This window comes from Streptomyces fulvoviolaceus, from assembly GCF_000718165.1.
GTDB lineage: Bacteria > Actinomycetota > Actinomycetes > Streptomycetales > Streptomycetaceae > Streptomyces > Streptomyces fulvoviolaceus.
The window spans coordinates 1-23,519 of the sequence record NZ_JOEY01000077.1; the positions used below are offsets into that span (position 1 = coordinate 1).

Genomic DNA, 23,519 nt, shown 5'->3' on the forward strand with positions numbered 1-23,519 from the left:
GCTCTCCCCGCTCCCGACCTTCCTCCTGTGGCGCCGCATGAAGCTGTGGGAGCTGCGCTCCTACGAGCAGGTCATCAAGCTGGAGCAGGAGCGCCTGGTGTACCAGGCCCGCCTCCGCTCCCGATTCGGCCGGGCATGGCGCCGCAAGGCCCCGGTGGAGAGCCTGATGCCGCTGAGGCTGGCGCGCTACGGCGTCCCGCTGGCGGACACGGCCCCGTCGGGCCTGGCGGCGGCGGGGATCGAGCCGGCGCTGCTGCCTCCGGCGCCTCAGCAGCCTGAAATCCCTGCTGCCGCAGCTGCGGGCAGTCGTGCCGCTGGGGCGGCTCCCGACCCACAGAGAGCGGCACCTCCCGGCGAGCAGCGCCTGGAGCTCGACAGCAACCCCCAAGCCGAGCAAGTGGAAAACGCACTGGACCCGGACCAGAGTCCGTGGTTCGAAGCCCCCAAGCAGATCGACTACCAGGGCGGCTACGACCCCGCGTACGACGCGCCGGAGCAGTACGAGCAGTGGTACGCGGAGCAGGTCCAGGCCGAGCAGTACCAGGAGCAGCAGCACCAGGCACGGCAGCAGTACCAGGAACGGCAGTTCCAGGAGCAGCAGTTCCGGGAGCAGCAGCAGCTCTTCGAGGAATCCATGCCCCCGGAACCCTCCATGGAGGAGACCGGCAGCTTCCCCATCCCGTCGGGCCCGGGCCGCACCCGTGAGCTGGGCGAGGGCGGCGGCACCCCGGAGCCGACCGAGGAGGACTTCTACATGGTCTTCAAGAAGTCGATAGACGGCAGCTACCCCACCTCGGGCCAGCTCAGGGGCGACGTGGAGGCGACCTTCGGAGTCGTGCTCCCGCAGCGTGAGGCCGACCGCATGGTCAACCGCTTCACCAACCGCCACACGGCGGAACTGCAAGAGGACCACATCGCGTAGCCCCGAGGGGTACGACGATGGGGGCGCCCGGTGATGTCACCGGGCGCCCCCATCGTCGTAACGAAGCGGCTTACTCCCCGAGCAGGGCCCGCACCCGCTCCTGCCCGACCGCCAGCAGCAGCGTGGGCAGACGCGGACCGGTGTCCCGCCCGACCAGCAGGTGGTAGAGCAGCGCGAAGAAGGTCCGCTGGGCGGTCTTGATCTCCGGCGGCAGCTCCTTCGGCGTCGCGTCCGCCGAGAACCCGGCCTGCACCTTGGGCACGCCGTACACAAGATGCGTCAGCCCGTCGAGCGACCAGTGCGAGGCCAGCCCGTCCGCCAGCAGCCGCAGGGACTGCCGGGACGCCTCGTCGAGGGACTTCAGCAGCTCCGCGTCCGGCTCGTCGCGCACGATGGTCCGCTGGTCGGCGGGCACTTGCGTGTTGATCCAGGCCTCGGCCTTGTCGAGCCGCGGCCGCACCTCGTCGAGCGCGGCGATCGGGTTGGCGGGGTCGAGCTCGCTGAGGATGCGCAGGGCCTGGTCCTCGTGCCCGGCGGTGATGTCGGCGACGGACGCGAGGGTCCGGTACGGCATCGGCCGCGGCGTACGGGGCAGCTCACCGGCGGCGGTCCGCACGGCACGCGCGTGTGCGGCGATGTCGGCCGGCAGGGCGGACCCGTCGGCCACCTTCGCGTCGAGCTTGTCCCACTCGTCGTAGAGGCGCTGGATCTCCTGGTCGAAGGCGATCTTGAAGGACTGGTTGGGCCGGCGCCGGGCGTAGAGCCAGCGCAGGAGCTGCGGCTCCATGATCTTCAGCGCGTCGCCGGGCGTCGGAACCCCACCACGCGAGGACGACATCTTCGCCATCCCGGAGATCCCCACAAAGGCGTACATGGGCCCGATCGGCTGCTTGCCGCCGAAGATCCCGACGATCTGCCCGCCGACCTGGAAGGAGGAACCCGGAGACGAGTGGTCGACACCGCTCGGCTCGAACACAACCCCCTCGTACGCCCACCGCATCGGCCAGTCGACCTTCCAGACCAGCTTGCCGCGGTTGAACTCGCTCAGCCGGACGGTCTCGGAGAAGCCGCAGGCGTCGCAGGTGTACGACAGCTCGGTGGTGTCGTCGTCGTACGAGGTGACGGTGGTGAGGTCCTTCTCGCAGTTGCCGCAGTAGGGCTTGTACGGGAAGTACCCGGCGGCACCGGAGCTGCCGTCGTCCTCGGCGGCGGCACCGGAGCCCTCGGCGGCCTCGAGCTCGGCCTCGTCGAGGGGCTTCTGCGACTGCTTCTTCGCGGGAGCCTTCTTGGTCCGGTACTGGTCGAGGATCGCGTCGATGTCGCCGCGGTGCTTGATGGCGTGCAGGATCTGCTCGCGGTACACGCCGGAGGTGTACTGCGCGGTCTGGCTGATCCCGTCGAACTCGACGCCCAGCTCGGCGAGCGCCTCGACCATGCTGGCCTTGAAGTGCTCGGCCCAGTTCGGGTACGACGAGCCCTTCGGCGCCGGGACGGAGGTCAGCGGCTTGCCGATGTGCTCGCCCCACGAGTCGTCGACCCCGGCGACACCGGCCGGCACCTTCCGGTACCGGTCGTAGTCGTCCCAGGAGATGAGGTGCCGGACCTGGTGGCCACGGCGCCGGATCTCGTCGGCGACGAGGTGGGGGGTCATGACCTCGCGGAGGTTGCCGAGGTGGATCGGGCCGGAGGGCGAGAGCCCGGACGCGACGACGACGGGTTTGCCCGGGGCCCGACGCTCCGACTCCTCGATGACCTCATCCGCGAAACGGGAGACCCAGTCGGTGGTCTCGGTGCTCTGAGCCACGATCGGCACGTCCTTCTTTCTGCATCGGGCAGCCGGTACGGTCGCACGGCTGACCGCTCCATTGTCCCCGGCGGGGCCGCATCCGCGAAAACGGCTTTTCACGACCACGCCCGATAGGCGGCGCAGCCGCCTTCCAGGGGCGCGGGGCTGTATCGATCTGCGGCTCCGCCGCGGGGCGCGACCAGCCCCCACCGGCCCGCACCCGCAAAACTCGCTTTACCCCCCATGGGATACTGACCGTGTCTATCAATCCCACCGAGGAGAACGGCTCCCACCCCATGGCCCCGGTCACGTCCCTCACCGACCTCGTCAACCAGCACCTCGCGACCGCCCTCTCGGCCAGCCTGCCGGAGTCCGCGGACGCAGACCCTCTGCTGCGACGTAGCGACCGGGCCGACTTCCAGGCCAACGGCATCCTCGCGCTGGCCAAGAAGGCGAAGGCCAACCCGCGGGAGCTGGCGACGCAGGTCGTCTCCCAGGTCGTCACCGGTGACGTGATCAAGGACATCGAGGTCTCCGGCCCCGGCTTCCTGAACATCACGATCAGCGACAAGGCGATCACCAGGAACCTCGCGGAGCGCTACGCGGACGCGGACCGCCTCGGCGTGCCTCCGAAGAAGAACCCCGGCGTCACCGTCATCGACTACGCCCAGCCGAACGTGGCCAAGGAAATGCACGTCGGCCACCTCCGCTCCGCGGTCATCGGCGACGCCCTGCGCGGCATGCTCGACTTCACCGGCGAGCAGACGATCGGCCGGCACCACATCGGCGACTGGGGCACCCAGTTCGGCATGCTGATCCAGTACCTGATCGAGAACCCCGGTGTACTGGCCCCGGCGACGGACGTCGACGGCGAGCAGGCCATGTCGAACCTGAACCGGGTGTACAAGGCGTCGCGCGCGGTCTTCGACTCCGACGAGGAGTTCAAGGAGCGGGCGCGCAAGAGGGTCGTCGCCCTGCAGTCCGGCGACAAGGAGACCCTCGACCTGTGGCAGCAGTTCGTGGACGAGTCGAAGGTCTACTTCTACTCGGTCTTCGAGAAGCTGGACATGGAGGTCCGCGACGACGAGATCGTCGGCGAGTCCGCGTACAACGACCTGATGCCGGAGACGGCGCGGCTGCTGGAGGAGTCCGGTGTCGCCGTGCGCTCCGACGGCGCGCTCGTGGTCTTCTTCGACGAGATCCGCGGCAAGGACGACCAGCCGGTGCCGCTGATCGTGCAGAAGGCGGACGGCGGCTTCGGCTACGCGGCCTCCGACCTCTCCGCGATCCGCAACCGCGTCACCGACCTGGACGCCACGACGCTGATCTACGTCGTGGACGTACGCCAGTCGCTGCACTTCAAGATGGTCTTCGAGACGGCCCGCCGGGCGGGCTGGCTCACCGACGAGGTCACCGCGCACAACATGGGCTACGGCACGGTGCTGGGCGCGGACGGCAAGCCGTTCAAGACCCGTGAGGGCGAGACGGTGAAGCTGGAGGACCTCCTCGACGAGGCGGTCGAGCGGGCCACTGCGGTCGTGCGCGAGAAGGCCGAGAAGGTGGGCCTGAGCGAGGAGGAGATCGTCGAGAACGGCCGGTACGTCGGGATCGGCGCCGTGAAGTACGCGGACCTGTCGACGTCGGCGAACCGGGACTACAAGTTCGACCTGGACCAGATGGTGTCGCTGAACGGCGACACGTCGGTCTACCTCCAGTACGCGTACGCCCGTATCAAGTCGATCCTCCGCAAGGCGCCTTCGGGCACGGCCCCGGCCGCCCACCCGGAGCTCGAACTCGCCCCGGCGGAGCGGGCGTTGGGCCTGCACCTGGACGCGTTCGGCGAGCTCCTCGCGGAGGCGACGGCGGAGTACGCCCCGCACAAGCTGGCGGCGTACCTGTACCAACTGGCGTCGCTGTACACGACGTTCTACGACCAGTGCCCGGTCCTGAAGGCGGACACCCCCGCCCAGGTCGAGAACCGCCTGTTCCTGTGCGACGTCACCGCGCGGACGCTGCACCGGGGAATGGCGCTTCTGGGAATCAGGACGCCCGAGCGTCTCTGACGGCACACGCGAGAAGAGCCCCGCACTCCGGTATCCCGGGTGCGGGGCTCTTCCGTCCCGTGCCACTACCCCTCCTTCCCGCCCCGTCCGACGCCCAGCCAGGCTCCGTACAGGCCGGCCATGGCGACGACGACCATCGCCAGGGACTGCGGCGGTACGCCGATGAGCAGCAGGACGACGACCGTCACCAGGACGGCGACGAAGGCCAGCAGGTCGATCGCGCGCTTGGGTCGGTGCATGATTCCTCGATTCCCAGCAGTGCGGACGGCGTTTCCGTCCCGCGGAAGCAGCGTGCGGAGTACGGAAATTTGTCCTCAACCTCGAAGCCGAAGCGGCTGACCATGAGCACGACCCTGGCGGACAATGACCGTTGTCCATGGACAACGGCCCCGGGGGACAGATGGCGGAGCAAGATCCGCACAAGAGCCGGTCGGCCGGTCGGCCGGGCCGGAAGTTCAGCCCGGTACGGGCGGACACGGAGGAGTACACGGCTCTCGCGAGCTTCCTGCGGAACCGCATGCACGACGCCGGGATGACCGTGCGAGGTCTCGCCGAGGCGATCGACATGAGCTCGTCGGCGGTCAGTGAACGACTGGCCGGCGCCAAACTCGAGGCGGAGTTCGTCACAGCGGTCGTCGAGGCCTGCACGGAGGAGCAAGAGCTACGGCCGAGGCGTGGCCGTCTGCTCGCCGAGGGCGCCGCCCTGCTGGCCAGGGCGGAGAGACGGCGTACTCCGGTTCTCGACGCGACGCAGGAGAGAAACCCGGTCCTCCGGCACGTGGCGGTGGCCGCCCAGCAGAGGCTTCTGGAACTCCATGACGAACTCCACCTCAAGAACGCCGAGTTGGAGGCACTGAACCGGGTCCAGCACCAGTCCGAGCTGGCTCTGCGCGACACGGCCAGCCTCTCCTCCGTGCTGTCCGTCTGGGTGACGGTGCTCGCCGACGAGGTGGAACACCTCACCCGGGAACGGGAGTTGACCATGTCGGTGGTCCCGCCCGACCTGGCCCGCCTGCGCAGCGTGGACGCGGAACTGGCCCGCACGGTCGAGCGGCACGGCCGGACCAGGGCCGGGCTGGACCGTACCGAGCGGGACCGCAGACTGGCGGCCGCGCTCCTCGCGGAGGCCGTGACCAGGACCCGCGACATCCGCCGCGAGGTGCTTCCGCTGCAGGCCGCCCTACGGCTTCCCGGGGCGGACGGCGCTGCCGGCACGACGCAGGTCGCGGCCGACATCGCCCCGCTCGGCGCCTACGGCGACGACGTGGACGCCGCCCTCGACCGGGCCGAGGCGGTCAGCCGGACGATCGCGGACCGCCTGCGCAGCGCGGTGCTCGATCTCGACGACGATGCGGAGACCTTCCCGTTGTCGGCCGCGGACGCCGTGGACGCCATGGACAACGCGGACAACGGCCCGACCAGCACGGACGCCACGGACAACGCGCCATGGTGGGACATGCTGGGGGACGTGCCGACAGGGGCGTTCACCTGGGCCGAGGAGACGGCGGTCCCGCTGCTGGCAGCCCGCGACCCGCACGATCCCCGCTTCGAGCAGTTCGTACGGGACCGACGGCCCCGTGAGGTCATGCTGCTGGCGGACCGCCTCCTGGCACACCACTGGGCGGAGGGCTCCGCCCGGCTGCGGACCGCGCTGGCGCTGTCCCTGCCCCCGGACGAACTCGCACCGCTGGTTCTCGCCCTCGCGAAAACGCCCGGCCCCGTGCCACGTGCCGAGCAGGGCGCGCAGATGCTGCTGGCGGCGGTGTTGCTGCGTACGCCGGCGGATGTGTACGCCCTGACCCGACTGCTGACCGCCTCGGGTGATGACCTCCCGAGGACGGTGCGGTGGGGAGTCGCCGCGTTCGCCCGGCGGCCACGGGCGGATGTCGTGGACTACCTGCGGGTGCAGATGCCCCACGACCGCATGGGCTCGCACACCCACGTCCTCGGAGCCGTCATCAGCGAGTGGCCGGTGGACGAGGTCCTCGCCCTGGTGGACGACCTCATGGTCATCGAGGACGGCGACGAGAACACCCAGTTCGGCTGGATGCTCCTCGCCGCGTTTCCTCGGCCCCCGTTCGCCCAGACCGAGTTGCTGCTGCGCCTGTGGACCACGCTTCCTCGCATGTACTTGGGCGAGATGCTGCCGAGCCTGTACCAAGGCGACTCGTACGAGCTGGCCGATGTCATCGTCAGCCTCCACAAGGAGTGGCCGCCTCCCCTCGACGGTGCGGCAAGGGAGCTGGCCGCGGAGGTGATGCCTCTGATCATCCGCCGGGAGTCACTGGAAGGACTCGACGTGATCGCCGATCGACTCGCCAAGCGCCAACTCTCCCCGGAGAGGATCTTCGAGCCCTACAGAGGCTTGCTCTCCCCCAACTTCATGACCCCGCCCACCGACGAGACCTGACCCACCCCACCCGAACTCACACCACACCACCTTGCCCGGATCCCGCCGCCCCACCCCCCACTTGTCGGCGAGCGCGGCGACAAGCAGCAGCCCCCGCCCGCCTTCGTCGGCCTCGTCCGCGACGCGCGGCTCACCGGCCCCGCTGTCGTGCACTTCCACCCGCAGTACGTCCCCGTCGTACCGCACCCGCAGCAGGAACCCCCGCCCCGGCGGCGCCCCGTGCACGAGCGCGTTGGTCGCCAGCTCGCTCACGCACAGCGACACGTCGTCGGCGCGGTCCCAGTCGGCGAGCCCCCAGTGCTTGAGCGACCACCACGCGAACCGCCTGGCGGCGGACACGGAGCGGCGGTCGCGCCGGTAGAACTGGTCGCGCTGGTAGGGGAGTTCGGGTTTGGCGTTCACGGTACGAGGGTCGCGGAGAGTGACTACCGTTGATCACCCGGTGAACCCGTACGGATTTTTTGTACGGGCTCACACCCGGTGACGTACGTGTGCCCTGGGGGATTGAGACCAGCATGAGCGCGAAGAGGCCGCCGCGGCCGAAGAACCTGACCTCGATGAAGATGCTGGGCAAGCAACTCGGCGCGGCGAGGCGCGCCGCGGGTCTTACACAGAGTGCCCTCGCCGAACTCGTCCGAGTCGACGAGGAGACGATCGCGTCGATCGAGCAGGGCAGAAGGGCGCTGAAGCCGGACCTGGCGGCCCTCCTGGACGAGGTCCTCCAGACGAAGGGGATGCTGTCGGCGGGCGTGGCCAACCTCCCGGACATCGACCAGTTCCCGATGTGGGCGGAGCTGTATATGGAGCATGAGCGGGAGGCGATCGCGCTGTCCTGGTACGACAACGCGGTCGTGCCCGGCCTGCTGCAGACCAAGGCGTACGCCCACGCCCTCCTGAGCGGCCGCGTTCCGGCCTACGACACAGACGAGTTGGAGACCAAGGTCGTTGCTCGTATCGATCGCCGGGAGATCCTGCACCGCAAGGTTCCACCGACCCTGAGCTTCGTGGTCTGGGAACCGGCACTTCTCATGCCCACCGGAGGACGCGAAGTCCATCTCGAACAGCTGCACTTCCTGCGCGAGTGCTCCGAACTGCCTTGTCTTTCGTTGCAGATCCTGCCGCTGAACCGTCCGTCTCACGCAGGAGACGCTGGCCCCTTCATCCTTGTCGAGACTCCCGACCATCAGCACTTCGCCTACACCGAGTCGCAGCGCGGCAGCCAGTGGGTTTCCGATCCAGATGAGGTGTCCATCCTGGCGCGCAAGTATGCGATGCTGCGGACGCAGGCCCTCACCATCGAGGAGTCAAGAAGCCTGCTGGATCGTCTGCTAGGAGAGCCATGAACACCGCACTTCAGTGGTTCAAGTCGACCTACAGCAGCAGCGAAGGCGGCGCGTGCCTCGAAGTCGCCGCCTCCTGGCGCAGGTCCAGCTACAGCGGCGACGAGGGCGGCGAGTGCGTCGAGGTAGCCACCTGCCCCCACACCATCCACATCCGCGACTCCAAGACCCCGAACGGCCCGACGTTCCAGGTCAGCAGCACCGCCTGGGCGGCGTTCGTCGCGTGCGCCCAGTAACCCACTGTCAGTCCCACCCCCTACAGTCACCGACATGGCGACACTTCCCAACCCCCTCCCCACACTGGCCGCCGACCCGAGCGGCCGCGCCCTCGGCCTGCAACTCCCGCCCGGGGAACTGATCGACGCGACCGACGAGGGCCCCTGGCACGAGCCGCTGCTGTGGCTCGCGGACGGACGGGCGACCCCGGGTGACTGGACCGTGCTGGAGGCGGCCCCGAGGGCAACCGGACTGCTCCCGGTCGTCCTGGACCTCGGAGACGGCCATGGCGGGCCGGAGGAGTGGGAGTTGATGCCCGGGGAGATGTCGTACCCCGGGGATCACGACGCCGAGGACGTACTGGCCGAGTTCTGGGACGAGTGCGCGGCGGACGGGGAAGACTGGCCGGGCCTGGCAGAGCCGACCGTCACCGACGACGACCCCGACACCACGGCCACCGGGATCGCCGCAGATCTCCTCGCGGACGGCGGCCCCCTCAAGGAGCCCCGCCTCGCCCTCGTCCCCGCCCGCCGCAGCGCGGACATCCCGGCGGCGATCGGCTGGACGGGCCCGGCGAACCACGAGAACGACACCGCCCGCCTCTCAGCGATCCTCCGCTCCTGGGAGGACCGCTTCGGCATACGGGTCGTGGCACTCGGCTTCGACCACCTGTTGGTGTCGGTCGCCAACCCGCCGACGACACCGGCCGACGCGGAGGCCCTCGCAGCCGAGCACTTCGCCTTCTGCCCGGACAACATCTGGCAGAGCAGCAACACAACCCTGCAGACGTACGCCGAGCGCCAACTCCTCAACCAGCCCGCCTGGCACTTCTGGTGGGACTGACGCCGGTCACCCCAGGAGGGTCATCCCCTCGGGAGCCGTGATCCCGAACTCCTCCTCCAGCAGCCGCCGCGCCTCCGTCTCGTCCGGGACCTTCCGTTCCCTCACCGTGCCGTCGGCCCGCGTCTCGGTGAGGAGGCTGCCGTGGAGGAGCAGGTGCCGTTCGGCGCTGACGCTCTGGACGTAGATCTGCTGGGTGAAGGGGGAGCGCGGGTTCGTCCCGATGTGCCAGTTGATGACCTCGAAGTCGGGCTTCTCGAACGGTTCCAGAGTGAAGGCGTACTGCCCCGCCCAGGATCCGGTCCGCTCCTCGTACGCCTGGAGCACCCACAGCTCCAGCGGCCCCCGGTGCGGCACGTGCACGAGCCGATGGCGACGCCCGGCATCACGGAACTCCACACCGGCCCTCAACGGCACCGGCTCCAGCAGCGCCCCGATCGCCCCGAAACCGACATCGGCCAGATACGGCCGCGGATCGCCCGGCACCTCGACGAGCAGGGCCATGTGCGTGCGCGGCCGGCTCTCCACCGTCTCCGCGCCCAGGATGACGCGGGCGGCCAGCCGGGTCACCCGGAAGCCCAGCGTCTCCAGGGCGAGCGAGAGCAGCGTGTTGTGCTCGTAGCAGTAACCACCGCGCCGGCTGTGGACCAGCTTGGCCATCAGATCGGCGGGGTCGAGGGAGGGCGCCGTACGGCGCAGGGCGTCCAGGTTCTCGAACGGGATGCCCCGCAGGTGCGCGAGGTGCACACCCTTCAGCGTCACCGGGTCGGCCCGCCGCTCCCCCTCCCAACCGATGCGCCCCAGATACGCGTCAAGGTCGAACTGCACGGTGTCGGACATGCCTTCACACTAGGGCCGCAGCCCCGCCCCCAGCCTCCGCAGCCCCTCCCCGATCTCCTCCGGAGTCTGCGTCACGAAGCACAGGCGGAGGGTCGAGCGATCGGGCTCACCGGCGTAGAAGGGCGCCCCGGGCACGTACGCCACGTTCTCCCGCACCACCTTCGGCAGCAGAGCGCTCGCGTCGTACGACGAAGGCAGTCGCGCCCAGAGGAACATCCCGCCCTCGGGACGACTCCAGGTCGACCCCTCGGGCAGGGCGTCCGCCAGCCCGGCCAGCATGGCGTCCCGGCGCTCGCGGTACACGCCCGCGACCCGCGCCACGTGTGCGTCCAGGTCCCGGTCCGCCAAGTACCGTGCCGCGGCAAGCTGGTTGACGGTCGGCGTGTGGAGATCCGCGGCCTGCTTGGCGACCGTGCAGGCCCGGCGGAGCTCGCCGGGAGCCCGCAGCCAGCCGAGCCGCAGGCCGGGGGCCATGACCTTGGAGAAGGAGCCGAGGAGCACGACCCGGTCGTGGGCCTCGGCCAGGGAGGCGATCCACGGCACCCGCTCGCCCTCGAAGCGGAGTTCGCCGTAGGGGTCGTCCTCGACGATCCACAGCCCCCGGCGGGCGGCCACGGACGCGACGGCGGCCCGGCGTTCGCAAGACAGCGTCCGCCCGGTCGGGTTCTGGAAGGTGGGCACGGTGTAGAGCAGCTTGGGCCGCTCCCGCACCACCAACTCCTCCAGCGCGACCGGATCGATCCCCTCCGCGTCCCCCGGCACGGCCACGACCCGCGCCCCCGCGAAGCCGAAGACCTGAAGTGCCGCCAGATAACAGGGACTTTCGACGAGGACCGTGTCGCCGGGTTCCACCAGAGCAGTGGCAAGCAGGGACAGCGCCTGCTGCGAACCCGTGGTGACCAGGACATCGTCCGCGTCCGTGGGCAGCCCACGCACCGACATCCGTCCCGCCAGCGCCGCCCGGAGCCCCGGCTCGCCCTCCGTCGTGGAGTACTGGAGCGCCCGCCCGGGCACCTCGGCGAGGACGGCCCGATAGGCGGCCGCGATGCCCTCCGCGTCGAACAGTTCCGGTGCCGGCAGCCCGCCCGCGAAGTTGATGACCTCGGGGCGGGCGGTGACGGCGAGGATGTCCCGTACGGGCGACCCTCCTATCGACCGGGCCCGCGCGGCCAACGGCGGCAGATCGGCGGCAAGGGTGGACGCGGGCTCGGTGACCGTCATGGCACGGCTCCTTCGGCTGACGTGACGACTGGTGCCGCGCAGCCTAGGCAAGTACGTGCCGCCTACAAGCAGGTTTCCGCGATACGGACGCGGCCCGCGGCCCGATCAGCCCTTCAGGCCGGTCGCGCCATAGACGTTGATGTCGTCGTCCGTCACGTCGTTGATGTCGCGGTAACGGATCTTCTCGATGTCGTCGAGGGGCTCGAAGTCCTCCGGCTCGATGGCCGGCGGCGCGGGGGCGGGGTCCGGGTGCCACTGGTGGACGGGGACGACACCGGGCTCGTCGAGCGTGATGCCGGGCGTCTCGGTGAAGAACCGCTCCACCTCGTCCTTCGACCGGAACACGAAGGTGAACCCGCGCTCGGTGTACGTGCGCTGGACCGCCCGGGTCGGCACGGGATGGATCTCGTCGGTGAGATGGGTGAGCACGAGCCGGCTGCCGGAGGGCAGCGCCTCCACCAGCCCCCGCACGACCGGATAGGCCTGCTCGTCCTCGACGAAGTGCAGGAGCGCGACCAGGCACAGGGCGATCGGCTCGTCGAAGTCGAGGGTCTTGGCGGCCTGCTCGAGGATCTGGGCCGGTTCGCGCAGGTCGGCGTCGACGTAGTCGGTACGCCCCTCGGGCCCGCTGGTCAGCAGGGCCCGCGCGTGGGCGAGGACGACGGGGTCGTGATCGACGTAGACGACCCGCGAGTCGGGGATGACCCGCTGGGCGATCTGGTGGACGTTCTCCGCGGTGGGCAGCCCGGTGCCGATGTCGAGGAACTGGCGGATGCCGTGGTCCGCGGCCATTCTCGTCACGGCACGGCGCATGAAGTCGCGGTTGTGCCGTACGTCGAGGTAGCCGCGCGGGTTGGCGGAGAGGGCGGCGGCCGCCGCGGCGCGGTCGTTGGGGTAGTTGTCCTTGCCGCCGAGGAAGACGTCGTAGACGCGGGCCGGATGTGCCTTGCTGGTGTCGATCCTCTTGGCGAGCACGGCTGGATCCTGGCTGAGCGCGTCACCGGACATGGGCGTCTCCCTGGAGAGTCTGTCTTTCAACGGACAACCACTGCGATGGCCAACAACCTAACTCCCGGCGGGACTTGATGGTGCCCACGCCCTGACTTCACAGTTACGGCGTCCCGCGCCGACGTCCCGGGACACGACATCCCCGCAGGTCAGCGGCCGTCTCATCGGCCCGGCGTCCCGAATACCCCGGCAACTGTGGCGACCGGGACGGACCACCGCACAAGCTGGAGCGACCCGCCCCGAACCACTCACCGAGAGGGCCGCTCCATGTCCGAACGCACCGCCCGCCCACGCCTGCTCACCACCGTGTCGGCCGTGCTGCTCGCCGCGCTCGTACTCACGGGCTGCAACGACGGAACGGGCGTACGCGACGAGGGCCCGTCGGGGGTGTCCTCCTCGCAGCACTCCACCCGGTGAAGCGGCGTCCTAACGCAACTTGCGCGCAGCCTCGACCGCCCAGTACGTCAGGATGTTCTGCGCCCCGGCCCGCTTGATACCGGTCAGCGTCTCCAGGATCGCCCGGTCCCGGTCGATCCAGCCCTTCTCGGCGGCCGCCTCGACCATCGAGTACTCGCCGGAGATCTGATAGGCGGCGACAGGCACGTCCACCGCGTCCGCGACCCGGGCCAGGATGTCCAGATACGGTCCGGCGGGCTTCACCATCACCATGTCGGCGCCCTCCTCCAGATCGAGGGCCAGCTCCCGCAGGGACTCCCGCGCATTGGCCGGGTCCTGCTGATACGTCTTCCGGTCGCCCTTCAGCGAGGAGGCGACGGCCTCCCGGAAGGGCCCGTAGAAGGCGGACGCGTACTTGGCGGTGTACGCGAGGATGGCGACATCCTCCCGCCCGATCTGATCCAGGGCGTCCCGGATGACCCCGATCTGCCCGTCCATCATCCCGCTGGGCCCCACCACATGGGCACCCGCGTCAGCCTGCACCTGGGCCATCTCGGCGTACCGCTCAAGGGTGGCGTCATTGTCGACGCGCCCTTCGGCGTCCAGCACCCCGCAGTGCCCGTGGTCGATGGTCTCGTCGAGGCAGACATCGGACATGACAAGAAGATCGTCGCCGACCTCGGCCCGCACATCCCGGATCGCGACCTGCAGAATCCCGTCCGGATCGGTTCCGGGCGTCCCCAGGGCGTCCTTCTTGCTCTCCTCCGGCACCCCGAAGAGCATGATCCCGGAGATCCCGGCCTCGACGGCCTCCGCGGCGGCCTTCTTCAGGCTGTCCCGCGAGTGCTGCACAACGCCCGGCATCGCCGAGATCGGCACGGGCTCAGCCGCCCCTTCCAGCACGAACGCCGGAAGGATGAAATCGGCCGGATGCAGCCGGGTCTCGGCGACCATGCGCCGCATGACGGGGGTGGTCCGCAGCCGCCGCGGCCGCGTGCCGGGGAAGGATCCGTACTTCGACATGCGCCCTACGCTACGCCCGCCCCAGGACCACCTTTGCCGACGGCCCGTCGGCGCGCACAGGCGCTCACAGACCCGCACAGACGCCACAGGCGCCGGGGTCAAAACCCTCCACATGCGCCCCACCCCTCACAGGGTCCAAGCTGAAAGGACAAGGCAGGAGGACTCCCATGACCGCCCCCGACCTCTTCGCCCTCTCCGAAATCAAGGGCCCCGTCCTACGCCCCACCGACGACGCCTACGCCGCGGAAGTGACCGGCTTCAACCTGGCCCCCCGCCACACCCCCGACATCGTGGTCGGAGCGACCGGCACCGCCGACATAGTCACCGCGATGCGCTGGGCGGCAGCCACCCGCACCCCCGTCACCGTCCAGGCCACCGGCCACGGCGCGAACTTCCCGATCAACGACGGCCTCCTGATCAACACGTCCCGCATGACCGACGTACAGGTGGACCCGGTCACCCGCACCGCCACGATCGCCGCCGGCGCGAAGTGGCGCGACGTACTGAACGCATCGGTCCCCCACGGCCTGGCCACCCTCAACGGCTCCTCCACGGACGTGGGCGCCATCGGCTACACACTCGGCGGCGGCCTCCCCGTCCTGGGCAGGGCATACGGCTACGCATCCGACCTCGTCCGCTCGTTCCAGGTCGTCACCCCGGACGGCACGCTCCGCTACACCGACTACGACACCGAACCCGACCTGTTCCGGGCCCTGCACGGCGGCAAGGGCAACGTAGGCGTGGTCACGGAGATGACCACCGACCTGCTCCCCCTGTCCCGCATCCTCGGCGGCGGCATCTACTGCACGGGCGCGGACGCCGAGGCCCTCCTCACCGCCTACGCGGACTGGACCCCGACGCTCCCCCCGGAGATGTGTACGAGCTTCAACCTCCTGCGCCTGCCCCCGCTCCCGGAGATCCCCGAGCCCCTCCGCGGCCGCTTCTGGTCCCGTGTGACGGTCGCCTGGACCGGCGCCCCCGCCGAAGGCCAGAACCTCCTCGCCCCCATCCGCGCGGCCGCACCGGTGGTCTTCGACACGGTGGCGGACATGAGCTACACCGACGTGGACCAGATCTACCAGGACCCCCAGGACCCCCTCCCGGCCCGGGAGTCCTGCACGCTCCTGCGCGACCTCACCCCCGAGGCGGTGAGCACCTTCCTCGCCGAAGCGGGCCCAGCCGTCCCCGACTACCCCCTGCTCCTGATCGAGATCCGCCACATGGGCGCCGCCCTGTCCCGCCCCTGCGCCACGGAGGACGAGATCTGCGCCCGGGACGCGGGCTACTTCCTCGAAGCGGTGGGCGTCCTGGCCGGCCCGGAAGCGGCCGAGGCAGTGGAAAGGGCCACCGCGTCCCTACTGACCGCGATGGCCCCTTACAGCACGGGTCACACCATGCCCAATCTCCACGGCAGCCCCGGCGACGCCACGGACCGCGCCCGAGCCTGGACACCGGAGGCATACGCCCACCTCCAGCGCACCAAGTCGACCTACGACCCGGCGAACCTCCTGCGCTACGGCCACACCGTGGCCCCAGCCGCGTAGGTCACCTGCGTCCTACGTCGTCGACCGCCGTCGCCGAGCCCCCGGCCGCCGCTCGCTCGGCCGAGTGACCGGATCCCCGGCCTCGGTCGCCGCGGCCCGCCGCTTCAGCCCGAAGTCGGCAAGCGCCTCGGCGAGCTTGTGCACGGACGGCTCCGGAGCCATGACATCGACCCGCAGCCCGTGCTCCTCGGCGGTCTTGGCCGTGGCAGGCCCGATACAGGCGATGACGGTCACGTTGTGAGGCTTACCGGCGATCCCCACCAGGTTCCGCACGGTGGAGGACGACGTGAAGAGAACGGCATCGAAGCCACCCCCCTTGATCGCCTCACGGGTCTCCGCAGGCGGCGGCGAGGCCCGCACGGTCCGATAGGCGGTGACGTCGTCGACCTCCCACCCGAGCTCGATCAGCCCCGCGACCAGCGTCTCGGTGGCGATGTCGGCCCGCGGCAGGAACACCCGGTCGATCGGATCGAAAACGGGGTCGTACGGCGGCCAGTCCTCGAGCAATCCGGCCGCCGACTGCTCCCCGGAGGGCACCAGATCCGGCTTCACTCCGAAGGCGACCAGCGCCTTCGCCGTCTGTTCCCCCACCGCCGCGACCTTGATCCCGGCGAAGGCCCGCGCATCGAGCCCGTACTCCTCGAACTTCTCCCGCACGGCCTTGACCGCGTTCACCGAGGTGAAGGCGATCCACTCGTACCGCCCGGTGACGAGCCCCTTGACCGCCCGCTCCATCTGCTGAGGCGTCCGCGGCGGCTCGACGGCGATCGTGGGCACCTCGTGCGGCACGGCCCCGTAGGACCGCAGCTGGTCGGAGAGCGAAGCCGCCTGCTCCTTCGTACGCGGCACGAGCACCCGCCACCCGAAGAGCGGCTTGGACTCGAACCACGACAACTGCTCACGCTGAGCCGCGGCAGAACGCTCACCGACCACGGCTATCACCGGCCGCCCGCCCTCGGGCGAGGGCAGCACCTTGGCCTGCTTCAGGGTCTGGGCGATGGTGCCCAGAGTGGCCGTCCACGTCCGCTGCCGCGTGGTCGTACCGGCCACCGTCACCGTCATCGGCGTATCGGGCTTACGCCCGGCGGCGACCAGCTCACCCGCGGCGGCACCGACGGAGTCGAGCGACGTGGAAACCACAACGGTCCCGTCCGACGCCCCCACCTCCGTCCAGCACCGGTCCGAAGCGGTCCGCGCATCCACGAACCGGACGTCGGCGCCCTGGGCGTCACGCAGCGGCACACCGGCGTACGCGGGTACGCCGACCGCGGCGGCGACCCCGGGAACGACCTCGAAAGGCACCCCCGCGGCGGCGCACGCCAGCATCTCCTCGGCGGCGTACGCGTCGAGTCCGGGGTCCCCGGACACCGCACGTACGACCCGCCTGCCGCCCCGCGCGGCCTCCATGACAAGATGTGCGGCATCCCGCACGGCGGGGATGCCTGCGGTTGTTGACGAACCGTCAACAACCGTTAGTTGAGGCGCGCCTGTGCCCGGAGCCGGACCCGAAGCAAGACCTGCTGAGGCCTCCGTATCCGTGTTCACGACGGCGACACTCGGCCTGGCGTGCGTGCGTACGACGTCGAGCGCTTCGTGCCCGGCGACGAGGACGTCCGCGTGGCCCAGCGCTTCGACGGCGCGCAGAGTCAGTAGTCCCGGATCTCCGGGTCCGGCACCCAGGAAGGTGACGTGCCCGTGTTCAGGACCGGCGGGAAGAGTGGTGGGGCTCACTGTGCTCGCTCCCCCATCAGACCGGCCGCGCCCTGGGCAAGCATCTCGGCAGCGAGTTCACGGCCGAGCGCCATTGCTTGGTCGTACGTCTCGGGCACGGGACCGGTGGTGGACAGCTGCACCATCCGCGAGCCGTCGGTGGTACCGACGACGCCGCGCAGGCGCATTTCCTTGACAATCTGCCCGTCGGCCAGCAGGTCGGCCAGCGCGCCCACAGGGGCGCTGCAGCCGGCCTCCAGGGCGGCGAGCAGTGACCGCTCGGCGGTCACGGCGACCCGCGTGAACGGGTCGTCGAGCTCTCCGAGCGCGGCGATCAGGTCCGCGTTGTCCGCGGCACATTCGATCGCGAGTGCTCCCTGGCCGGGAGCGGGCAAAACCGTGTCGACCGACAGGAAGTCGGTCACTTCATCAATGCGCCCGATGCGATTCAGGCCGGCCGCAGCAAGCACAACCGCATCAAGCTCACCATCTCGCACGAACCCGATCCGCGTATCCACGTTCCCGCGAATCGGAACCGTCTCGATATCAAGTCCGTGGCTGCGCGCGTACGCGTTCAGTTGGGCCATCCGCCGCGGCGAACCCGTACCGATGCGCGCCCCGCGCGGCAGGTCGGTGAACTTCAGCGCGTCCCGGGCGACGATGACGTCGCGGGGGTCCTCGCGCACCGGGATCGCGGCGAGCGACAGCTCGTCGGGCTGCCCGGTGGGCAGGTCCTTCAGCGAGTGCACCGCGAGGTCGACCTCCCCCTTGAGGAGAGCCTCCCGCAGCGCGGTCACGAAGACGCCCGTGCCGCCGATCTGCGCGAGCTGTTCCTTTGACACATCGCCGTACGTGGTGATCTCGACGAGCTCGACGGGCCGTCCGGTCACCTGGCTCACGGCGTCCGCCACCTGCCCGGACTGGGCCATGGCGAGTCTGCTTCGCCTGGTCCCGAGCCTCAATGCCTTTTCCGTCATGCCGGCCCTCGGTTCTTGCTGTTCTCAGAGTCGTTGTCGGCCCGGGAGACGGCGGCCACCGTCTCGGGGTCGAGGTCGAACAGGGTCCGCAGCGCGTCCGCGTACCCGGCGCCGCCGGGCTCGGCCGCGAGTTGCTTGACCCGTACGGTCGGCGCGTGCAGCAGCTTGTCGACCACACGCTTCACGGTCTGCGTGATCTCGCCGCGGTGCTTGTCGTCGAGCCCGGGCAGCCGCCCCTCGAGGCGGGCGATCTCGTTCGCCACGACATCGGCGGCCATGGCGCGCAGGGCGACCACGGTCGGCGTGATGTGCGCGGCCCTCAGCGCGGCCCCGAAGGCCGCGACCTCGTCGGCGACGATACGGCGGACCTGGTCGACGTCGGCCGCCATCGGGCCCGCGGACGGAGTCCGCTGATTGGACACAGTGGCCGACGCGTCGGCGAGCGACTCGATGTCGACGAGCCGCACCCCGGCCAGCCGGTGCACGGCCGCGTCGATGTCGCGGGGCATGGCCAGGTCGAGGAGGAAGAGAGAGGGGGCCGGCCGCGGAATCCCGGCGACGGGCTCGGGCCTACGGCGCTCGGGGATCCGCCCGACCGTGGCGGCGGTGGCGGCGAGCGCGGCGATGGCATCGGCCTCGTCGGTGGGGTCGGCCACGCTGACCGCGCCGGTCTGCGGCCGCGGCGCGTTGTCCACCCAGGCCGCGTGCTGCTCCAGCTCGGCGGCGCCCATCCCGGCGACGGCAGCCTCACCGAGCACGGAGAACCCGGCGGTGGCCTGCACGGAGTTCAGGTCGAGCGGACAGTTCTCGTCATCCGCGGAGCCTGCGGGCAGTCGTGCCGCTCGGGTGGGCGCAGGCGGCACCTCGTAAGCGCCGAGTTGCGCGAACGCCTCCCGGCCGGCACCGACACCGGCGCCCTCAACAGCTGCGGCAACCGCCTCAGCCGTAAGCACAAGCCCAGTCGCACCAGTACAGGACACCGCAACATCGGCACGTGTCAGCTCGACCGGCACCGATTCCATCGGTACCGCGCGGGCCAGCACGTCCGTTTCGTCGCCCTCGGTGAGGATCTGGACCAGGCGCTCGGCACGGTCCGGGGTCCGGTTGGCGATCACGATCTCGGCGACACCCGCACGCGCGAGCGTCGCGGCGGCCAGCGAGGACATCGACCCGGCGCCGATGACGAGGGCCTTCTTGCCACGGGCCCAGTCCTGAACCGCCGTACCGGAGGACAGCTGCTCCAGGCCGAAGGTGACCAGCGACTGCCCGGCCCGGTCGATCCCGGTCTCGGAGTGCGCACGCTTTCCGACCCGCAGCGCCTGCTGGAACAGGTCGTTCAGCAGCCGCCCGGCGCTGTGCAGCTCCTGCGCCTTGGCGAGGGAGTCCTTGATCTGCCCGAGGATCTGCCCCTCGCCGACGACCATGGAATCGAGCCCACAGGCCACCGAGAACAGATGATGGACGGCCCGGTCCTCGTAGTGCACGTACAGATAAGGGGTGAGCTCTTCCAGCCCGACCCCGCAATGCTGGGCCAGCAGCGTGGACAACTCGGCGACACCGGCGTGGAACTTGTCGACGTCGGCGTACAGCTCGATGCGGTTGCAGGTGGCCAGGACCGCGGCCTCGGTGGCGGGCTCGGCGGCGACCGTGTCCTGCAGCAGCTTGATCTGGGCGTCCGCGGAGAGCGCGGCCCGCTCCAGGACGCTGACCGGGGCGCTGCGGTGGCTCAGCCCGACGACGAGGAGACTCATGCCGGCATCACGGCGGGTACGTCCCCGTCGGGCCCTTTGTCGGCGGTCTCGCTGCGCGGGCCGGCGGCCTGGGCGGCGCCTTCTGCGGCGGCCTCCTCGCCGGCCTTGCGCTGCTCGTGGAAGGCGAGGATCTGCAGCTCGATGGAGAGGTCGACCTTGCGCACGTCGACGCCGTCCGGGACGGTCAGCACGGTCGGCGCGAAGTTCAGGATGGAGGTGACCCCGGCGGCCACGAGCCGGTCGCAGACCGGCTGGGCGGCACCGGCGGGGGTCGCGATCACGCCGATCGAGACGCCGTTGTCCTCGATGATCTTTTCCAGCTCATCCGCGTGCTGCACCGGAATCCCCGCGACGGGCTTCCCGGCCATGGCCGGATCGGCGTCGATGAGGGCGGCGACCCGGAAACCACGGGAGGCGAACCCGCCGTAGTTGGCGAGGGCGGCGCCGAGGTTACCGATACCGACGATCACAACCGGCCAGTCCTGGGTCAGGCCCAGTTCACGGGAGATCTGGTAGACGAGATACTCGACGTCGTAACCGACACCACGCGTCCCGTAGGAGCCGAGGTAGGAGAAGTCCTTGCGCAGCTTCGCGGAGTTGACCCCCGCCGCGGCCGCGAGTTCCTCGGATGACACCGTGGGGACCGAGCGCTCCGACAGCGCGGTCAGGGCACGGAGGTACAGCGGAAGACGGGCGACGGTGGCCTCGGGAATCCCTCGGCTACGGGTCGCCGGTCGGTGAGTTCGGCCAGTTGCCACGGTGCTCCTGCGGGTAGAGCGGGGCTGCAGGCGGTCACACGTCCCCAGACCGCCCCGTCGGAAGCAGGCTATGTCTTTGTGAACGCGTGCACAAAGATGGTGTCCGATTTGCCCGGCCAACGTGACCGGGGTCACGCGCGTCTCTCTCGGGGGCAAAACGGCACACGCTCCTCATTGATCCCGCCCCCCAAGGCCAAGTCGCCATCGATCCTAAGCGACCGGCCGGACCAGTTGGACTACTCGGTCAGTGCCTTGCGCAGACGATCTTCGTTCACCCGCCAGAACGTGTGCTGTTCACCGTCGACCAGCACGACGGGGATCTGTTCCCAGTACTGATCGTGGAGTTGGGGATCCTGGTCGATGCTCTTCGACTCCCAGGGAACCCCGAGATCACCGCACACCTTCTCGATCACGGACTGTGCGTCATCACACAGATGACAGCCCGGCTTGCGGATGAGCGTGACCAGCCGGTCCTCGGGAGCCTTGGCCGGCTTTCGGCGGAAGAGGGGACTCATGTCGGCCATTCTCCCGCTTGTTTAACGGCACAGTCGCGGAGAGTTCACACCCTCCAAACCTCTCGACTCCGGAACCACCGAACAGACTGGCTATGCTCACGACATGGCCGCTCTCGGATGGCTCACTCCCCGTAGGCGCTCCGCCACGGCGCGGAGCGTGTTGGCAGGCGAGGCCTCGGCTGAGGCAGCGCGCAAGTCCTCCCAGGAAACAGAGGACGTCACCGGCACCGAGCCGGAGACGGAGTTCCCGGTCCTGGGCGACGACAAGGCCGCCGCCTTCTTCGACCTCGACAACACCGTCATGCAAGGTGCCGCCCTCTTCCACTTCGGCCGGGGCCTGTACAAGCGGAAGTTCTTCGAGACCCGCGACCTCGCCAAGTTCGCCTGGCAGCAGGCCTGGTTCCGGCTGGCCGGCGTCGAGGACCCCGAACACATGCAGGAGGCACGGGACTCCGCGCTCTCCATCGTCCAGGGCCACCGCGTCTCCGAGCTGATGTCGATCGGCGAGGAGATCTACGACGAGTACATGGCCGAGCGCATCTGGCCGGGCACACGGGCGCTGGCCCAGGCCCACCTGGACGCCGGTCAGAAGGTGTGGTTGGTCACAGCGGCCCCGGTCGAGATCGCCCAGGTGATCGCCCGCCGCCTCGGCCTCACGGGCGCCCTCGGCACGGTCGCCGAGTCGGTCGACGGCGTCTACACGGGCAAGCTGGTCGGCGAGCCCCTCCACGGCCCGGCAAAGGCGGAGGCGGTCCGCGCCCTGGCCGCGGCGGAGGGCCTCGACCTCTCCCGCTGCGCCGCCTACAGCGACTCCCACAACGACATCCCGATGCTCTCCCTGGTCGGCCACCCCTACGCGATCAACCCGGACTCCAAGCTCCGCAAGCACGCAAGGGGCCTGGAATGGCGCCTGCGCGACTACCGCACGGGCAGGAAGGCCGCGAAGGTCGGCATCCCGGCAGCCGCAGGTGTAGGAGCGGTAGCTGGAGGCACTGCAGCAGCGATCGCATTGCATCGCCGCCGCCGCTAGCCCACCCAGGGGCGCGGGGCTGTATCGATATGCGGCTCCGCCGCGTGGGCGCGACCAGCCACGACGGACCCGCGCCCGAAATGGAACCAGTACCCCCCACCACCCCCATCCAGTCCTCTTGTCGGCACACCGCCACAACACGCCCTGGACCGGGACAGAACACGACCGGTTTCGATCAACAACCGGTCACTCTGCGGTACTTGAACGGGCGCCATTCGGTTACAGAAGCGACGTAATCGATGAATAGAGCAACTGGGTGTAGCAGTGCCTGCACTAAGCGTTATTCTCCTCAGACGCAAACCGGTACCCCTCCGTCGCTACGACGGGTGAACGGTCCCGCACTGCACGTGATGGAAGCTCTGCCTCTGGGAGTCCCGTGTACCCACACGTCGGGGTTGACGCCTCGGGCCTGGCTACGCTGCGCGCAACGGTCCAAGACCTGTTGCGCGGCTTCGTCCCCACCGCGTACGCCGTCCCCGCCCTCGCCGTAGCCACGGCGCCGATCGGCCCTTGCTATGCACTGGCCGACGGCTCCGCGGCCGTCGGCAGACGAGGGCGCTCGACCGGCGCCGCCACCGCCCGCCGTCCCGCCGCGGACAGCGACAGCGCCCGCATGATGGACCTGGTCGAACGTGCCCAGGCCGGCGAGGCCGACGCTTTCGGCCGCCTATATGACCAGTACAGCGACACCGTGTACCGGTACATCTATTACCGAGTGGGAGGTAAGGCCACCGCAGAGGACCTCACCAGCGAGACGTTCCTGCGCGCCCTGCGCCGGATCGGAACCTTCACCTGGCAGGGCCGCGACTTCGGCGCCTGGCTCGTGACCATCGCCCGCAACCTCGTAGCCGACCACTTCAAGTCGAGCCGCTTCCGGCTCGAGGTGACCACCGGCGAGATGCTCGACGCCAACGAGGTCGAGCGCTCCCCCGAGGACTCCGTCCTGGAGTCCCTCTCCAACGCCGCGCTCCTCGACGCCGTGAAGCGGCTCAACCCGCAGCAGCAGGAGTGCGTGACGCTGCGCTTCCTCCAGGGCCTCTCCGTCGCCGAGACCGCCCGCGTGATGGGCAAGAACGAGGGGGCCATCAAGACCCTCCAGTACCGGGCCGTGCGCACCCTCGCCCGGCTCCTCCCGGACGACGCCCGCTGACCCCGCACGCTGAGCAACA

General features: G+C 69.9%; 20 protein-coding genes and 2 pseudogenes. 10 read left to right on the plus strand and 12 right to left on the minus strand.

Translation table 11 applies throughout. From position 1 onward, the window contains the following. Nucleotides 1–922: pseudogene (locus tag IG08_RS0148295) on the plus strand (DUF2637 domain-containing protein); the annotation flags it as partial. Between the two features lie 70 nt (nt 923–992). Here the strand turns inward: IG08_RS0148295 and lysS are convergent. Then, nucleotides 993–2,735, minus strand: coding sequence for a lysine--tRNA ligase (gene lysS, locus IG08_RS0148300; RefSeq protein WP_030619573.1), 1,743 nt, complete (start codon nt 2,733–2,735; stop codon nt 993–995). 269 nt (nt 2,736–3,004) lie between these two features. Here lysS and argS point away from each other — a divergent pair, with 269 nt between their 5' ends. After that, nucleotides 3,005–4,771 carry an arginine--tRNA ligase gene (gene argS / locus IG08_RS0148305; RefSeq protein WP_030619576.1) on the plus strand — a complete coding sequence of 589 codons (1,767 nt, stop codon included), beginning with the start codon at nt 3,005–3,007 and terminating at the stop codon, nt 4,769–4,771. A gap of 65 nt (nt 4,772–4,836) precedes the next feature. Here argS and IG08_RS60440 read toward each other — a convergent pair whose 3' ends face one another. After that, the gene (locus tag IG08_RS60440; protein ID WP_158812379.1) at nt 4,837–5,010 is read right to left on the minus strand and encodes a hypothetical protein; all 174 of its coding nucleotides are present in this window, start codon (nt 5,008–5,010) and stop codon (nt 4,837–4,839) included. A 137-nt stretch (nt 5,011–5,147) separates the two neighbouring features. Between IG08_RS60440 and IG08_RS62025 the strand changes: the two genes are divergently transcribed. Beyond that, on the plus strand, nt 5,148–7,181 hold the full coding sequence (locus tag IG08_RS62025) for a hypothetical protein (protein WP_030619578.1): 2,034 nt from the start codon (nt 5,148–5,150) through the stop codon (nt 7,179–7,181). Between the two features lie 9 nt (nt 7,182–7,190). On the opposite strand, the pseudogene IG08_RS58245 reads toward IG08_RS62025, so the two are convergent. Beyond that, nucleotides 7,191–7,583, minus strand: a pseudogene (locus IG08_RS58245) (ATP-binding protein); the annotation flags it as partial. A gap of 113 nt (nt 7,584–7,696) precedes the next feature. On the opposite strand from IG08_RS58245, the gene IG08_RS0148325 reads away from it, so the two are divergent. The 3 genes from IG08_RS0148325 to IG08_RS0148335 are packed head-to-tail and all read left to right on the plus strand — an operon-like array spanning nt 7,697 to nt 9,580. Next, nucleotides 7,697–8,524, plus strand: coding sequence for a helix-turn-helix domain-containing protein (locus IG08_RS0148325; protein ID WP_030619582.1), 828 nt, complete (start codon nt 7,697–7,699; stop codon nt 8,522–8,524). Beyond that, nucleotides 8,521–8,757: a DUF397 domain-containing protein gene (locus tag IG08_RS0148330; protein ID WP_030619585.1), complete on the plus strand. Its 237-nt coding sequence runs from the start codon at nt 8,521–8,523 to the stop codon at nt 8,755–8,757. The genes IG08_RS0148325 and IG08_RS0148330 overlap by 4 nt, the downstream gene beginning before the upstream one ends. A gap of 34 nt (nt 8,758–8,791) precedes the next feature. Continuing rightward, on the plus strand, nt 8,792–9,580 hold the full coding sequence (locus IG08_RS0148335) for a DUF4253 domain-containing protein (RefSeq protein WP_030619588.1): 789 nt from the start codon (nt 8,792–8,794) through the stop codon (nt 9,578–9,580). 6 nt (nt 9,581–9,586) lie between these two features. On the opposite strand, the gene IG08_RS0148340 is transcribed toward IG08_RS0148335, so the two are convergent. From IG08_RS0148340 to IG08_RS0148350, 3 genes are all read right to left on the minus strand, one after another. Beyond that, entirely contained in the window at nt 9,587–10,417 is an 831-nt protein-coding gene (locus IG08_RS0148340) for an arylamine N-acetyltransferase family protein (protein ID WP_030619591.1), read from the minus strand. Between the two features lie 9 nt (nt 10,418–10,426). Beyond that, the gene (locus IG08_RS0148345) at nt 10,427–11,638 is read right to left on the minus strand and encodes an aminotransferase-like domain-containing protein (protein WP_030619593.1); all 1,212 of its coding nucleotides are present in this window, start codon (nt 11,636–11,638) and stop codon (nt 10,427–10,429) included. A gap of 105 nt (nt 11,639–11,743) precedes the next feature. Next, on the minus strand, nt 11,744–12,646 hold the full coding sequence (locus IG08_RS0148350) for an SAM-dependent methyltransferase (protein ID WP_030619596.1): 903 nt from the start codon (nt 12,644–12,646) through the stop codon (nt 11,744–11,746). 267 nt (nt 12,647–12,913) lie between these two features. Here IG08_RS0148350 and IG08_RS60945 point away from each other — a divergent pair, with 267 nt between their 5' ends. Continuing rightward, nucleotides 12,914–13,063: a hypothetical protein gene (locus IG08_RS60945; RefSeq protein WP_199821097.1), complete on the plus strand. Its 150-nt coding sequence runs from the start codon at nt 12,914–12,916 to the stop codon at nt 13,061–13,063. Nucleotides 13,064–13,072: 9 nt separating this feature from the next. Here IG08_RS60945 and hemB read toward each other — a convergent pair whose 3' ends face one another. Further along, the gene (hemB, locus tag IG08_RS0148360) at nt 13,073–14,065 is read right to left on the minus strand and encodes a porphobilinogen synthase (protein ID WP_030619599.1); all 993 of its coding nucleotides are present in this window, start codon (nt 14,063–14,065) and stop codon (nt 13,073–13,075) included. Nucleotides 14,066–14,232: 167 nt separating this feature from the next. On the opposite strand from hemB, the gene IG08_RS0148365 reads away from it, so the two are divergent. Next, nucleotides 14,233–15,609, plus strand: a complete 1,377-nt coding sequence (locus IG08_RS0148365; protein WP_030619604.1) for an FAD-binding oxidoreductase — start codon at nt 14,233–14,235, stop codon at nt 15,607–15,609. A 12-nt stretch (nt 15,610–15,621) separates the two neighbouring features. Here IG08_RS0148365 and IG08_RS0148370 read toward each other — a convergent pair whose 3' ends face one another. From IG08_RS0148370 to IG08_RS0148395, 5 genes are all read right to left on the minus strand, one after another. Beyond that, on the minus strand, nt 15,622–17,340 hold the full coding sequence (locus tag IG08_RS0148370) for a bifunctional uroporphyrinogen-III C-methyltransferase/uroporphyrinogen-III synthase (protein ID WP_043457156.1): 1,719 nt from the start codon (nt 17,338–17,340) through the stop codon (nt 15,622–15,624). Beyond that, complete coding sequence (gene hemC, locus IG08_RS0148380) at nt 17,337–18,296, minus strand: hydroxymethylbilane synthase (protein WP_030619609.1); 960 nt, start codon at nt 18,294–18,296, stop codon at nt 17,337–17,339. The genes IG08_RS0148370 and hemC overlap by 4 nt, the downstream gene beginning before the upstream one ends. Further along, the gene (locus IG08_RS0148385; protein WP_030619612.1) at nt 18,293–20,047 is read right to left on the minus strand and encodes a glutamyl-tRNA reductase; all 1,755 of its coding nucleotides are present in this window, start codon (nt 20,045–20,047) and stop codon (nt 18,293–18,295) included. The genes hemC and IG08_RS0148385 overlap by 4 nt, the downstream gene beginning before the upstream one ends. Beyond that, a complete protein-coding gene (locus tag IG08_RS0148390; RefSeq protein WP_030619614.1) occupies nt 20,044–20,805 on the minus strand; it encodes a redox-sensing transcriptional repressor Rex in 762 nt (253 codons plus the stop codon). The genes IG08_RS0148385 and IG08_RS0148390 overlap by 4 nt, the downstream gene beginning before the upstream one ends. Nucleotides 20,806–21,041: 236 nt before the next feature. Further along, nucleotides 21,042–21,329, minus strand: a complete 288-nt coding sequence (locus tag IG08_RS0148395; RefSeq protein ID WP_030619615.1) for a glutaredoxin family protein — start codon at nt 21,327–21,329, stop codon at nt 21,042–21,044. A gap of 94 nt (nt 21,330–21,423) precedes the next feature. Here IG08_RS0148395 and IG08_RS0148400 point away from each other — a divergent pair, with 94 nt between their 5' ends. Next, nucleotides 21,424–22,350 (plus strand): HAD family hydrolase, encoded by a 927-nt coding sequence (locus IG08_RS0148400; RefSeq protein ID WP_078656044.1) that lies wholly within the window; start codon nt 21,424–21,426, stop codon nt 22,348–22,350. 376 nt (nt 22,351–22,726) lie between these two features. After that, nucleotides 22,727–23,500: an ECF subfamily RNA polymerase sigma factor, BldN family gene (locus tag IG08_RS0148405; RefSeq protein WP_030619619.1), complete on the plus strand. Its 774-nt coding sequence runs from the start codon at nt 22,727–22,729 to the stop codon at nt 23,498–23,500. Nucleotides 23,501–23,519: the final 19 nt, after the last annotated feature.